The 13,094-nt window shown below is 58.8% G+C and carries 14 protein-coding genes; 5 read left to right on the forward strand and 9 right to left on the reverse strand.

Translation table 11 applies throughout. The annotated features are described in order from the left end of the window. Positions 1–51: 51 nt before the first annotated feature. Positions 52–327, reverse strand: coding sequence for a hypothetical protein (locus HB780_RS21850; protein ID WP_183696456.1), 276 nt, complete (start codon positions 325–327; stop codon positions 52–54). Positions 328–663: 336 nt separating this feature from the next. Between HB780_RS21850 and rpsU the strand changes: the two genes are divergently transcribed. From rpsU to HB780_RS21875, 5 genes are all read left to right on the forward strand, one after another. Beyond that, positions 664–876 (forward strand): 30S ribosomal protein S21, encoded by a 213-nt coding sequence (rpsU, locus tag HB780_RS21855; protein WP_077500520.1) that lies wholly within the window; start codon positions 664–666, stop codon positions 874–876. A 137-nt stretch (positions 877–1,013) separates the two neighbouring features. Beyond that, positions 1,014–1,889, forward strand: a complete 876-nt coding sequence (locus tag HB780_RS21860; RefSeq protein ID WP_183696459.1) for a tetratricopeptide repeat protein — start codon at positions 1,014–1,016, stop codon at positions 1,887–1,889. 118 nt (positions 1,890–2,007) lie between these two features. After that, positions 2,008–3,090, forward strand: coding sequence for an NAD(P)/FAD-dependent oxidoreductase (locus HB780_RS21865; RefSeq protein ID WP_183696462.1), 1,083 nt, complete (start codon positions 2,008–2,010; stop codon positions 3,088–3,090). Further along, complete coding sequence (locus tag HB780_RS21870; RefSeq protein WP_183696465.1) at positions 3,087–3,326, forward strand: hypothetical protein; 240 nt, start codon at positions 3,087–3,089, stop codon at positions 3,324–3,326. Before HB780_RS21865 ends, HB780_RS21870 begins: the two co-directional genes overlap by 4 nt. A gap of 7 nt (positions 3,327–3,333) precedes the next feature. Beyond that, positions 3,334–4,995, forward strand: coding sequence for a sensor histidine kinase (locus tag HB780_RS21875; RefSeq protein WP_183696468.1), 1,662 nt, complete (start codon positions 3,334–3,336; stop codon positions 4,993–4,995). Between the two features lie 9 nt (positions 4,996–5,004). Here HB780_RS21875 and HB780_RS21880 read toward each other — a convergent pair whose 3' ends face one another. The 8 genes from HB780_RS21880 to HB780_RS21915 all read right to left on the reverse strand — a co-directional run bounded on the left by HB780_RS21880 (position 5,005) and on the right by HB780_RS21915 (position 12,948). Then, complete coding sequence (locus HB780_RS21880) at positions 5,005–5,448, reverse strand: hypothetical protein (protein ID WP_183696470.1); 444 nt, start codon at positions 5,446–5,448, stop codon at positions 5,005–5,007. Continuing rightward, positions 5,445–5,699 carry a hypothetical protein gene (locus tag HB780_RS21885; protein WP_183696472.1) on the reverse strand — a complete coding sequence of 85 codons (255 nt, stop codon included), beginning with the start codon at positions 5,697–5,699 and terminating at the stop codon, positions 5,445–5,447. Before HB780_RS21885 ends, HB780_RS21880 begins: the two co-directional genes overlap by 4 nt. A gap of 73 nt (positions 5,700–5,772) precedes the next feature. After that, a complete protein-coding gene (locus HB780_RS21890) occupies positions 5,773–7,167 on the reverse strand; it encodes an NAD(P)(+) transhydrogenase (Re/Si-specific) subunit beta (RefSeq protein WP_183697358.1) in 1,395 nt (464 codons plus the stop codon). A gap of 10 nt (positions 7,168–7,177) precedes the next feature. After that, a complete protein-coding gene (locus tag HB780_RS21895; protein ID WP_183696475.1) occupies positions 7,178–7,576 on the reverse strand; it encodes an NAD(P) transhydrogenase subunit alpha part 2 in 399 nt (132 codons plus the stop codon). Then, a complete protein-coding gene (locus HB780_RS21900) occupies positions 7,577–8,740 on the reverse strand; it encodes a Re/Si-specific NAD(P)(+) transhydrogenase subunit alpha (protein ID WP_183696478.1) in 1,164 nt (387 codons plus the stop codon). 110 nt (positions 8,741–8,850) lie between these two features. Next, on the reverse strand, positions 8,851–9,075 hold the full coding sequence (locus tag HB780_RS21905) for an aa3-type cytochrome c oxidase subunit IV (RefSeq protein WP_183696481.1): 225 nt from the start codon (positions 9,073–9,075) through the stop codon (positions 8,851–8,853). A gap of 233 nt (positions 9,076–9,308) precedes the next feature. Beyond that, positions 9,309–11,612: a putative bifunctional diguanylate cyclase/phosphodiesterase gene (locus tag HB780_RS21910; RefSeq protein ID WP_183696484.1), complete on the reverse strand. Its 2,304-nt coding sequence runs from the start codon at positions 11,610–11,612 to the stop codon at positions 9,309–9,311. 229 nt (positions 11,613–11,841) lie between these two features. After that, on the reverse strand, positions 11,842–12,948 hold the full coding sequence (locus tag HB780_RS21915; protein WP_183696487.1) for a TRAP transporter substrate-binding protein: 1,107 nt from the start codon (positions 12,946–12,948) through the stop codon (positions 11,842–11,844). Positions 12,949–13,094 lie beyond the last annotated feature (146 nt).

Here is a 13,094-nt window from a genome sequence, read left to right on the forward strand (position 1 = left end):
GGTTAAAAAGAATGCAAAGCTAGACAGTCCACATCTCGTTCATTCGCAGCCCTATTTGCGCTGTAAATGGCAGATCTTCACCCGCCCACCATGGCCGTCTTTGCGCCAGACGCAGCCCTCTTTCCGTGGCTTGCGGTCATAAATATAGATTCTAGCCCGATTCTTGCTGTCGAACCTCTGGTTTGAAAAATCGTGACCGCCGACGCGAACATTCTTACCGAAACGGACCTCGCCGGCGGTGACTGGCGCAAGCGTCGCGGCCAGAACAGCAAAGACAAGTGCCGCCGCAAACAGTCTTTCGGCGGAGAGGACGTTCGTGAATGTCATGCCGCGATTCTCCTTTGACCCACGCCGGGACTACCGCGATAGCATAGAGTAACAACGTGATGCTGGATCTTCGCACAGGCATGTCAGTCTCGCAAAGTATGGCGAGGCAATCCATCTTCGATAGCCATGGCAACGCGATCAAGGTATTGCAAGCCTGTCTCGACTCCTGCGAATTGCTTTTTCCTCTGCTAATGCACGATCCGGCTAGACTTTGACAAAGTGATCTGTTATTGCGCCAAACCAATCGCAAGGCTTCTGCCGCGCGAACGTTATATTTTTGCCTTTTGGCGCCTCCGTCGCATCAGGTAACAACCAAACTAAAGGAACGTGATTCTCGTGCAGGTACTTGTCCGCGATAACAATGTCGACCAGGCTCTCCGCGCTCTCAAGAAGAAGATGCAGCGCGAAGGTATTTTCCGCGAAATGAAGATGCGCGACTTTTACGAAAAGCCGTCGCAGAAGCGTGCTCGCGAAAAAGCCGAAGCCGTTCGTCGCGTTCGCAAGCTGGCCCGCAAGCGCGCACAGCGCGAAGGTGTGGTTGCACGGTAATCGTCGTTTTTTCGACGTTTTCAAATGCATGTCTGGCGGGGGCGAATCGTTCGCCGCCGCCTTTTTGATTTATTCTCCATGCAAATCGGATTAAATCAGAGCAGCCCGATATGACGCATGGGAAAGCGAACCCGATAATGGCAATTACGACGTCCGAACAGTTCCACACTTCGAACCTCATCTCCTTTGTTTCGAAGCGCACAGCTGCCCTGCCTGCTTTGGCACTTCTTGCTGCGATCGGCCTTTCCGGCTGCCAGACAGCCTCCACCGATACGGTAATCCGCATCGACAAGGCCCAAGGCTCCTCGGAAAACATTGCCTCGTTGACGTCGGTCATCAACGCTAATCCGCAGGATCCTGAAGGCTATAACGTTCGTGGCACCGCCTATGGCCGCGCCGGCGACTTCAACCGCGCCCTTGCGGACTTCAACCAGGCGATCCAGATTAATCCGAAGTTCTACCAGGCTTACGCCAACCGCGCGCTCATCTACCGCAACATGGGCAAGCTGCCGGAAGCCGTCGCGGACTACAGCGCCGCGCTGCAAATCAATGGCAATTACGATGTCGCCTATATCGGCCGTGGCAACCTCTATCGCCAGTCCGGACGCGACAATGATGCCTTCAACGATTATTCCAAGGCGGTCAGCCTCGGCACGACGGATGGCCGCGCCTACAATGGCCGCGGCGTGATCTTCCAGAAGCGCAATCAGCAGGATAAGGCGATCGACGACTTCTCCAAGGCGATCTCGCTGTCGCCGAATTCGCCCGAGCCCTACAACAGCCGCGGTATTTCCTACCTCGCCCAGAAAGACGAAGACAACGCCTTCGCCGATTTCAACCACGCGATCGACCTCGACAACAAGGTTGCCGAATCCTGGGCCAATCAGGCGTTCGTCTACGAGCAGCGCGGCGACAAGGCCAAGGCTCGCCGCTCCTACCAGCACGCCGTCAACCTCGACCCGAGCTACCAGCCGGGCAAGGACGGCCTGGCGCGCGTCAGCGCAGGTAGCTGAGATCGCCGCATAGCATCGAAACAGTGGGCCGCCCGGCGATCATCCGCCCGGCGGCTTTTCTTTGCGCTGTTGAGCGCATAGTCTCGCGCTAGACCCAAATCCGAACGAGACATACGACATGCCCTCTCCCCAGAAAATCATCGTGGTCGGCGCCGGCATCATCGGCGCATCCATCGCCTGGCACTTGGCACGCAAGGGCGCTGATGTCACCGTGATCGCCAAAAAGGCGGGCGGCGAGGCGACACCCTGTTCGTTTGCCTGGATCAATGCGGGCTGGAGCAACCCTGAATTCTATTACCATTTCCGCCGCCGCTCGATGGCGGAATGGTCGCGGCTGGCGACCGACATTCCCGGCCTGCCGCTCTCCTGGTGCGGCGGGCTCTGCTGGGACATGCCAGAGGCCGAGCTGGAGGCCTATCTCGCGCAGCATCACGGCTGGGGCTATGACATACAGCCGGTCAACCGCGCGACGAGCGCCACCATCGAACCAAGCCTTATTGATCCGCCCGCCTTTGCCGTGCATGTCGCAGAAGAAGGCGCCGTCGAACCCGTCGCCGCCGCCAATCTTCTGCTGGAAGATGCCGCCCGGCACGGCGCGACGCTATCATTCGACACGGAAGTGACGCGACTTTTGCAGGAGAACGGCAGGATTGCCGGCGTTGAGACCACCGACGGCACGCTGCTTGCCGATCATGTCGTCCTTGCCGCCGGCGCCGGTATCCTTCCGCTCGCCGCCGCCATCGGCATCGATGTGCCGATCGAAACGCCGCCGGGACTGATCGCGCATTCCCGCCCTCACCCTCCGCTGCTGAATGGCCTCGTCATGGCGCCGGAACTGCATATGCGCCAGACGCAAGAAGGCCGGATCATCGCCGGCAGCGATTTCGGCGGCGGCGATCCCAGCGACGATCCGCGCAAGGCTGCCGAGGAAATTCTTGCCCGGGTCCGGGCCATGTTGCGTGGCAGCGAAGAGCTCGAACTCGATTTTTATACGATCGGCTATCGCCCGAACCCGAAGGGTGGCTTCCCGATCATCGGCAGCGTGGATGCCGCGCCGGGCCTCTATCTCGCCGTCCTGCATTCCGGCGTGACCTTGGCGCCGCTCGTCGGACTGCTTGCAGCGGAAGAGATTTCCGGTGGACATTTGGAGGCGCAGCTCGCTCCATTCCGCCTGTCGCGATTTACGAAGGACGGCGAATGATCCATACGACGATCGACGTCAAATCCATGCCGCGTTCACCCGAAGCGTCCGGCGTCACTTACGATTTAACGGCGGTGACTTTTCGTATGTTGCAACAAATTTTGCCGGGCAATAACATGACACTTTCGAGAACATGCTGCTCGGACAAAAGCATGGGGGCGCTCGGCATGATAACTGAAACCGCTATTTCCACCTTCGCAGACGCGCTCGAACCCTATGGTGGTCCGATCGGTTGATCGTGTTATGAAAAAGCTGCATTTCCCAAGGGCTTCGATTGGAGCTTATCTGATCGCCATAGCGCTGGCGATTGCCTTGCCGATCCTTGCCTTCGTGGCACTCTTGCTGGTCCAGCTCGAGAACAACGAGCGCGACGTATTGAAGCGCGACGCGGTTCAGGACGCGCAGGCGCTGGGCCGTACCATTGACCGGCAATTGCAGGATATGGCGACAACTCTGCGGTTGCTCTCCTCCTCGCCGGAGTTGGAACACAACGATATAGCCACCTTCTTCTACCGGACGGAGACGGTACTGCGTACCGATTCGCTGTTTGTCCTGGTCTTGGAAAAGGACGGCCAGATGCGACTGAATACGCGATGGCCACTCAGTACGTCGCTTGGCAAGACCGGCAATATGGCGGCGCTGCAATCGGCGCTCAACTCGGGACGCATCGAAGCTTCGGATGTCTTCGTCGGATCCAAAATCCACCGCTGGGTTTATAATGTCACCCTGCCACTCGACCATTCGCCGGCCGGCGCCGCCCTGGCCATGACGCAGGATGCCGCCGATCTCGCCAAGCTCGTCACGACAGACGCCCTTGCCCCTGGTTGGTCGGCCGCGGTCATCGACAGTTCCGGCCATATCGTCGCCGCCAGCGGCCCCGCAAATCTCTCTCCCGGCGATCCGTTCAACAAGGACATTCTGCCGAAACTGATCGCCTCGAGCGGCGTCTATCAGGATGAGAATATCCTGCCGCACTCTTTGCTCGGCTATGCGCAGATTCCCGGCTGGTCCTGGAAAGCCGTCGTATGGGGACCTGTCGCCTCCGCGCAGGCGTCGCTGATGAGCACCTGGCGCTTCCTGATCTATGGTGGCGTCACTCTGCTCCTGGTCGCGCTGATTGCCGTCTATGCGCTGGCCCGCCAGGTGCGTACCACCATACGGAGCGTCGCCGAGATGGCCGAACGCATGGGCCGCGGTGAGATCGTTTCACCGGTCGAAACCAGCGTCATCGAGGCCAATCAGGTCGCCATAGCGCTGTCCAACGCCTCCTTCGATCGTAGCGAAACGGAGGACCGGCTGCATTTCGTCATGCACGAGCTCGTCCACCGCACCAAGAACCTGCTGGCGCTCGCCCAGGCGATGACCCGCCAGCTCGCCCGGCAAACCGACAGCGTCGATACCTTTCAACGCGCCGTCGCCGACCGGTTGGAGGGACTGGCGCGGTCGATCGAGGTGCTGACCAGCGAACAATGGTCGGGCGTATCCTTGCGACGGGTGATCGACATTCATCTGGCCACCTTCCTGCAAGCACCACAGCAGCTCGACATCGATGGTCAGGATTTTGTCTTGAAGCCGGAAGCCGTGCAGAATCTCGGACTGGTGCTGCATGAACTGGCGACGAATTCGGTGAAATACGGCGCGCTTTCCGCGCCCGAGGGCAAGATCGCCATCGAGTGGACGAATCTCGACGGCGATATCGGACCGATGATCCAGTTCACCTGGACGGAAAGCGGCGGCCCGCCGGTCAAGTCACCGACCGCCACAGGCTTCGGCACCACCGTCACCAAGGCCCATGCGGCGGCAGCCTTCGGCGGCAATGTCGAGGTCGACTTCCGGCCAACGGGCCTCGTCTGGGTGCTGAACGCCCTGCGCAGCACCATGGAGCGCGAGCGAGAGCGGACGTGAAGCTAGTAACTATTTGTCTCGCGGCGTGAACCGAAGTTTCTGGATTTTGTTTCTCTCCACGATCGCCGATCTTATTTTTTCAAAGAATGGCTCCGGTAGAAGACCATAGTCGATACGACCAGGTTGTTCCGGCCGTTCCCGAAGATCGTAGCCGGGCCAAATGAAACGATTCAGCTCGGTAATGCGAACCCAATGCCTTTCATCATTGAGACCGAGGCGCTTACAAATCTCTCGCGGAATCTCCACCGATGCGGTCGGATCAGAACGCGTTGGCTCGGAATGCGTTATCGGCACAACAACGGCTTGAAAAAGGCCAGCATCGCGGACCTTGGTCGCCAAGACGATTGCACAGGGGCGATCCTTTGCAGCTTCGTAGATGCCACGCTCGTGATCGCTACCCCAAAGGAACGCATAGCGGATAACAAGGCCAGGCGCCGGCTCGGGATACTTCACCTAGGCACAACACCGTATTGAGCGTTTTCGATATCGGCTATCGTCTCATCATCGAGTTCGCCGACGATAAGAACTTCGCGCTCCCTGCGCTTCAATAGTTCGTAGTGAGCCAATTCGCTGGCAGAGAGATAGCCGCCAACAACGCGGCCATGACTGGTGATCTCGATCACCTTGGCGGCGATCGCTTCATCCTGATATTTTGCAAAGCTGCGCGAAAACTCGGTCGCAGAAACCTTTAACACCCCCGTCATATCGCGGCCTCCTTCTTAAATATGTAAAATACGTATTTTACATATTTTGTCAAACAATGCTGCGGCTGGCGTTTTACTCGTTCATCGCCTTGACGATAGCTTCCGTCACCTTCTTGGCGTCGCCGAGCAGCATCATCGTGCCGTCCTTGTAGAACAGCGTATTGTCGATGCCGGCATAGCCGGAGCCGAGGGAGCGCTTGACGAAGAGGCAGGTCTTGGCCTTGTCGACATCGAGGATCGGCATGCCGTAGATCGGTGAGGTCTTGTCGTCACGCGCGGCCGGATTGGTGACGTCGTTGGCGCCAATGACATAGGCGACATCGGCCTGGGCCAGTTCCGAATTGATGTCCTCAAGCTCGAACACCTCGTCATAGGGCACGTTGGCCTCGGCGAGCAGCACGTTCATGTGGCCGGGCATGCGGCCGGCGACCGGATGGATGGCATATTTCACGTCGACACCATGGGCCTTCAGGCGATCGGCCATCTCGCGCAGCGCATGCTGCGCCTGCGCCACCGCCATGCCATAGCCCGGCACGATGATAACCTTTGAGGCATTCGCCATCAGATAGGCGGCATCTTCGGCCGAGCCGAGCTTGACCGTCTTGTCGCTGTTGTCAGTGCCGCCGGTAGAAGCCTCACCGCCGAAGCCGCCGAGAATGACGGAGACGAAGGAGCGATTCATGCCCTTGCACATGATGTAGGACAGGATCGCGCCGGAGGAGCCGACCAGCGCGCCGGTGATGATCAGCGCCAGATTGCCGAGCGTGAAGCCGATGCCCGCCGCGGCCCAGCCGGAATAGGAATTCAGCATCGAGACCACGACCGGCATGTCGGCGCCGCCGATCGGCACGATCAGAAGCACGCCGAGCGCCAGCGCCAGGACGACGATCGCCCAGAAATCGAAATGGCTCTCGCTGATCGCCAGGCCCACCATGAAGAACAGGATCAGCGCCAGCAGCGCCGCATTGATGAGATGACGATAGGGCAGCAGGATCGGCTTGCCGGACATGCGACCATCGAGTTTCAGGAAGGCGATGATCGAGCCGGTGAAGGTCAGCGCGCCGATGGCGACACCGATCGCCATTTCGATGCGCGCCTCGGTATGGATCGAGCCGATATTGCCAATGCCGAAGGAAGACGGTGTGTAAAGCGCCGAAGCCGCAACCAGCACGGCCGCCAGACCGACCAGCGAGTGGAAGCCGGCCACGAGCTGCGGCATCGAGGTCATCGGGATGACACGGGCAATATAGGCCCCTGCTCCGCCGCCGATGGCAAGGCCAAGGACGATCAGCACCAGTCCGCCGAAGGACGGCGTCGCCAATACCAGCGTCGTGGCGATGGCGATGCCCATACCGATCATGCCGTAGAGATTGCCGCGGCGGCTGGTGGCCGGATGCGACAGGCCGCGCAGCGCCAGAATGAACAGCACGCCGGAAACGAGATAGAGGAAGGCCGCGATATTGCTCAGCATGCCGCTCTCACTTCTCTTTCTTCTTGTACATCGCCAGCATGCGCTGGGTGACAAGGAAGCCGCCGACGATATTGACCGAGACAAGCACCAGCGCCACGAAGCCAAAGCCCGTGGCAAGCCCACTCGCGGAAATGCCGACCGCCAGGAGCGCGCCGACGACGATGACCGAGGAGATCGCGTTCGTCACCGCCATCAGCGGCGTATGCAGGGCCGGCGTTACCGACCAGACGACATAATAGCCCACGAAGATCGCCAGCACGAAGATGGCCAGCTGGAAAACGAAGGGATCGATCGCGCCGCCGGAGACTGCACTGACGGTCTCGGGGGCCTGCGCTGCGGCGGTCCTCACCGCAGTCACGGCGTCATTCAATTGTTGGAGCGCTTGATCTATTGCCTGGCTGGCCATTTAGACATCTCCCTTGTTGACCGTCGGCTGATCCGGGTCGACAAAATTCGGATGCACGACTTCGCCGCCATCGGTCAGCATCGTCGCCTTAATCAACTCGTCAGCGCGGTTGAGCCCAAGGCTCTTGCTATCCTTGTCCACCATCGTCTCCAGGAAGGTGACGAGGTTCTTCGCGTAGAGAGCAGAGGCGCTCGCAGCAACGCGACCGGCCATATTGGCATAGCCGACCACCTTGACGCCTTCGACATCGGCTACCTCACCGAATTTGGCGCCCTCGATATTGCCGCCGCGCTCGACGGCGAGATCGACGGCAACGGCACCGGGCCGCATCGCCTTCAGCATCTCGCGGCTGACGAGCCGCGGCGCCGGGCGGCCGGGGATCAGAGCCGTGGTAATGACGATATCCTGCTTGGAGATATGCTCGGCCACGAGAGCGGCCTGCCTGGCCTGATAATCCCGCGACATTTCCTTGGCGTAGCCACCGGCTGTTTCCGCCGCCTTGAACTCTTCATCCTCGACGGCAATGAATTTCGCGCCGAGCGAGGCGACCTGCTCCTTGGCGGCCGGACGAACATCCGTCGCCGACACTTGCGCGCCAAGTCGTCGTGCCGTCGCAATCGCCTGCAGGCCGGCAACACCCGCGCCCATGACGAAAACCCTTGCCGCCGGCACAGTGCCCGCCGCCGTCATCATCATCGGCAGCGCCCTGTCATAAACGGCAGCCGCCTCGATCACCGCCTGATAGCCGGCAAGATTGGCCTGCGACGATAGAACATCCATCGACTGCGCGCGGGTAATGCGCGGCATCAACTCCATGGCGAAGCTGGTCAGCCCGGCCTTCGCCATTTCGACCAAGGCTGCTTCGTTGCCATAGGGATCCATGATGGCGATGACGATGGCGCCGCGCTTGTAGCCGGTAATTTCCTTGGGTGTCGGCCGCCGCACCTTGAGGACGACATCGGCCCGCTTGGCATCCTTGACGGCACCGATGCGCGCGCCGATGGCTTCGTATTCGCCATCCGGAATGCGCGACAAGGCGCCAGCACCCGCTTCCACCACGACATCGAAGCCGAGGCCTTTCATTTTCTTCACCGTTTCGACGGATGCCGCGACGCGCGTTTCATCCCCCACGGTCTCCTTGGCGACGAAAACCAGATTGCCCAACGACACCACCTCGCATCAAACGACAGCCCTGCTGGAGACAGCAGCGCAGGAGCCTGTGAAATCAGGCCATGAATCTCAGGGAAAGCGCGGGCTGGAGAGCCCCGTGTCGATCATCGTGCGAGAAAAACGCCAACGAATGCAAGAACCAGGAAAATAAGAAACCCGCCGACCAGGCCGGCGTGACCGAAGAAACCCGCCGTCATCGCGATCAACAGCGCGACGATGAGCGCCGATCCGACCTTGGCGCTAGCAATGAACCCATTATAGGTTTTCTCATGCTCCTTGTAGTCCATCGGAGCACCGGTTTCGATCGGTCCGGTATGATGTTCGGCCATGCAAAAGTCTCCCCTCAATCCGCTCCCCGACAGAGCTTGCAACTGCTGCCGGCTGGAGTTCGTCCTCAAAAGCTGCGGCATCTCCCAATAAGGCACCGCAGCCAGATTTCCTCTACCGAGGCGTTACATAAAGCGAGAAAAAATGCAATGCACGAGAACGTCGCAGAGGTTCAATCTCCCTATGCGATTGCCGTCTGAGCGCTCGGAAATAAAACAACCAATTCCAGCCCGTCTCAGGCCAGGATATCCTGACGCAGGGTCGGTCGATTGCGGTCGAGATTGTCTATCATCTCGCCGACCATCGCCGGCGCCACGGGAACCGAGAACACATAACCCTGGATCACATCGGCCAGGCCGCGTTGGTTGATGAGCGCCAACTGTTCCCGCGTCTCCACGCCTTCGATGACGATCTCCAGGCCGAGAGCGCGTGAAAGATCGACAATGCCGCACAGGAGCTTGAAGCGGCGGCTGTCGCCGGTGATGTCGTGCACGAAGGAGCGGTCGATCTTGACGATATCCACCGGCAGTGAATCGAGATAGCTGAGACTGGAAAAGCCGGTCCCGAAATCGTCGATGGCAATGGTGATGCCCTTGGCCCTGAGATCACCAAGAATGGAACGCACGCTGGCAATCTCGTCCATGAGGCAGCTTTCGGTTACCTCCAGATGCAGGCGTGATGGCTCCAGACCCGATGCCTCCAGCGCTTCCGCGACGACCGCGACAATGTCATTGCTGCGCAGGTCCTGTGCCGAGAGATTGACCGAGACCGAAAGAGACCGGGGCCAGGTGGCGCAATCCCGGCAGGCGCGGTTGAGCATGAAGCGGGTGATACCACCAACGATTCCCATCTCCTCGGCGATCTGCACGAAGACATCGGGCGGGATAGAACCCTTTTCCGGATGCACCCAACGCGCCAGCGCTTCGCAGCAATCGATGCGATGGCCATCCGGCGTGAACATCGGCTGATAGACGGCATGCAGCGTGCCGGTCTCGATCGCCTCGCGCAGATCGCTCTTCAACTTCTGCCGCTCGATGTAACGGGCGTCCATCTCCTCTTCGAACCTGGAGCAACCGCCCTTCGTCCGCAACTTGGCATCGAAGAGTGCCAAATCGGCCTTGATCTGCCACTCTTCCGGACGGAACTCGCCGCTCGACATGGTCACGTAGCCACCGCTGAAAGAGACGCGCAGACTATGATCATCCACCTCGTAAGTACCCGCCATCGCCGCATGCAGCGCGGATATGCGCCTATCCAGATCCTCGGCACAGTCATCGTTCGGGAAGAGCAATACGAACTGATCCCCGACCAGACGCGCGCAAAGCGCCACGTCGCCCGCCTTTTCTCTCAGCCGCGCGCCGATGGCGACCAGCAACCGATCGCCGGTCACATGTCCTTTGAAATCATTGACATGCTTGAAATCGTCGACATCGAGAACCAGAAAGCCGATGCAGCCGTCGCCGACGCGCGCGGCCAGCTTCTCCTTCGTCAATTCGGCGAAATATTCACGGTTCGGCAGGCCCGTCAGTGGATCGAAACGCACCATATGCAGAATCTTGCGCTCGGCCCGGATGCGCGCGGTGACGTCCTCGAAAATCAGGATGACGATGCCATCGGCACGACGGCTCGCCGAAAACTCCAGAAACAGGTCTTCGCCGAGCTCGATCAACGTGCGCGACAGCGAACCGCCGACGAGCTGCTCGATCTGCTGCTGGATCAGGCCCGGAAGAGAACCGTCGATGGAGGCATGACGTACGCCATAGCGCAACACGACATCGAAATCGCAATCCCTGAGCTGCTCGGGATTCGTCAGATTCAGGAGTTCGCAAGCCTTTCGATTGACCACCAGGATGCGGTTGTCGGCATCCAGCATGAACAGGCCATGTGTCATATTGTTGAGCGCCGTATCGAACCGATCAGCGATCAGCGATATCTCGCGCGACGCTATAACGTTCTTGTAGAGAAACTCACGCAGGCCGTTGGCCATGGAGCGCGTCGTCAATCCGAAGGGCACCAGCATGACGGAAACGATTGCCATGTAAAGCTGTCCCGACATCAGGCAGGCAATGATGATCGGCAGGCAGCACGCCATGGTCTGCAGGTCGATCGCCTTCCGTGAACCGTAATTGCGACCGAGGATCGATACCATTGATCCCATGGTCACCGCGATGCAGATGAATTCCGCCAGCGGATTCTGGACGATCAGGATGGCATAACCGCTGGCAACACCGAGGATCAGCGTCGTCGCCGTCGCGCCGAGCACATAGCGCGTTTCCCAGCGCGCGATATCGGCGCGTGAAAGGGCGCTTTTATCGAGCGCGTCAAATTGCCGGAACGAATGGATGCGAAGAGCGAAGACGATGGCTAGTACAAGGCAGAAACCAAGATAAATGCCGGCGCCCGTGCTCAGGAAGACAATGGTATAGCTGAGGATATGAACCAATACCCCCGTAAGCAAGGTGCTACGGTTTCCGAAAAGCGAACCGACGAACGACAGATAAACATCCGTCGGTACGATGTTCGGGTTTTGAGGCTTCATTCAGAGCTCCCCTGATGCGGCGCGAACTCTAGTCGAAACGTTTTAAAATTTGATTGCCCGAATAGTATATATTTGGATGGATTTTCCAACCATGCAATAATTTACATCGATTTTTAGTGATATTTTGCACCACATTCGTGCAATCAATGAAACTATGCTCTACTTTAGTTATAGTTTCTTGCTCACGAAATGCTAAAATAGAAAACATCAGTCAGCAAAGCATCCTCGGTCAAATCTTGCCCGCTCGCTGCTGAATCATCATGAACGTATCGAACGTGTATTCGGAAAGCTGCATCCAGAGATAAGCATCTTTCTTGTAAGCAACCTGATCCTCATAGATCCGCTTGAAATAATCATTCGATTTCGAAAGGTCGGCATAAATGCCGGTCGCCGCCTGGAAGCAGGCTTCGAGAATTTCCTGGCTGAAGGGGCGCAACGTCACGCCCTGCTGAACAATATCCTTCAGCGCCTGCGGGTTTTTCACGTCATATTTGGCCAGCATGTTGGTGTTGGCAAAGGCGCAGGCATCCGCAAGGATGGCCTGATAGTTTTTCGGCAACGCGTTCCACTTTTCCAGATTGAAGAAGGCGTGCACGACGGCGCCGCCTTCCCACCAGCCGGGATAGTAGTAATATTTGGCGATCTTCTGGAAGCCGAGCTTCAGGTCGTCATAGGGACCGACCCACTCAGCGGCGTCGAGCGTGCCCTTGTCGAGCGCGTCGTAGATGTCGCTGGCGGGGATATCCTGCTTAGGCACGACGCCGATCTTCTCGATCACCTTGCCGGCAAGGCCGGCGATACGCATCTTCAGACCCTTGAGATCATCCAGCGTATTGATTTCCTTACGGAACCACCCACCCATCTGCACGCCGGTATTGCCCGCGGGCAGGCCGAGAATACCTTGCGTGGCGTAAAACTCGTTCATCAGCTTGTTGCCATCGCCCTGATAGAACCAGGCATTGGTAAGCCGGGCATTGAGACCAAAGGGCAGCGCCGTGCCGATGGCGTAGGTCGGGTCCTTGTTCCAGAAATAGTAGGAACAGGTATGCGCCGCCTCGACCGTGCCGGCGCTCACCGCATCGGCCGCCTGTGCACCGGGGACGATCGCGCCGGCTTCATAGGTCTGGATGACGAAATTGCCGTTGGTCGCATCCGAAACATGCGTCGCAATATCCTCCGCGCCGCCATAGATCGTATCCAGGCTCTTCGGGAAGGACGACGTCATCCGCCAGGTGATCTTCGGATATTCCTGGGCGACGGCCGGACTGGCAAGCGCTGAGGCGGCTGCGCCCGCGCCAACTGCTCCAGCCCGTCTGATGAACGAACGGCGATCCATTATAACCTCTCACACGGATGGCGTTGCGGGAAATAGATTCTCCCGATCATGGCGCAAGCGTTGGAGCTTAACCATGCCGCGTATTGTCTTTCAAGTTTGCTTTTGCACTGCATTATGGCGATTCCTGTACATCGTCATGACAAAGG

Origin of the sequence: Rhizobium lusitanum (genome assembly GCF_014189535.1) — a bacterium.
GTDB lineage: Bacteria > Pseudomonadota > Alphaproteobacteria > Rhizobiales > Rhizobiaceae > Rhizobium > Rhizobium lusitanum_C.

Coding starts and splice junctions, on each gene's coding strand:
- HB780_RS21850 (WP_183696456.1), bottom strand. CDS start 327: ATGACATTCACGAACGTCCTCTCCGCCGAAAGACTGTTTGCGGCGGCA.
- HB780_RS21915 (WP_183696487.1), bottom strand. CDS start 12,948: ATGGATCGCCGTTCGTTCATCAGACGGGCTGGAGCAGTTGGCGCGGGC.
- HB780_RS21875 (WP_183696468.1), top strand. CDS start 3,334: ATGAAAAAGCTGCATTTCCCAAGGGCTTCGATTGGAGCTTATCTGATC.
- HB780_RS21885 (WP_183696472.1), bottom strand. CDS start 5,699: ATGACGGGGGTGTTAAAGGTTTCTGCGACCGAGTTTTCGCGCAGCTTT.
- HB780_RS21870 (WP_183696465.1), top strand. CDS start 3,087: ATGATCCATACGACGATCGACGTCAAATCCATGCCGCGTTCACCCGAA.
- HB780_RS21910 (WP_183696484.1), bottom strand. CDS start 11,612: ATGAAGCCTCAAAACCCGAACATCGTACCGACGGATGTTTATCTGTCG.
- HB780_RS21905 (WP_183696481.1), bottom strand. CDS start 9,075: ATGGCCGAACATCATACCGGACCGATCGAAACCGGTGCTCCGATGGAC.
- HB780_RS21865 (WP_183696462.1), top strand. CDS start 2,008: ATGCCCTCTCCCCAGAAAATCATCGTGGTCGGCGCCGGCATCATCGGC.
- HB780_RS21895 (WP_183696475.1), bottom strand. CDS start 7,576: ATGGCCAGCCAGGCAATAGATCAAGCGCTCCAACAATTGAATGACGCC.
- HB780_RS21860 (WP_183696459.1), top strand. CDS start 1,014: ATGGCAATTACGACGTCCGAACAGTTCCACACTTCGAACCTCATCTCC.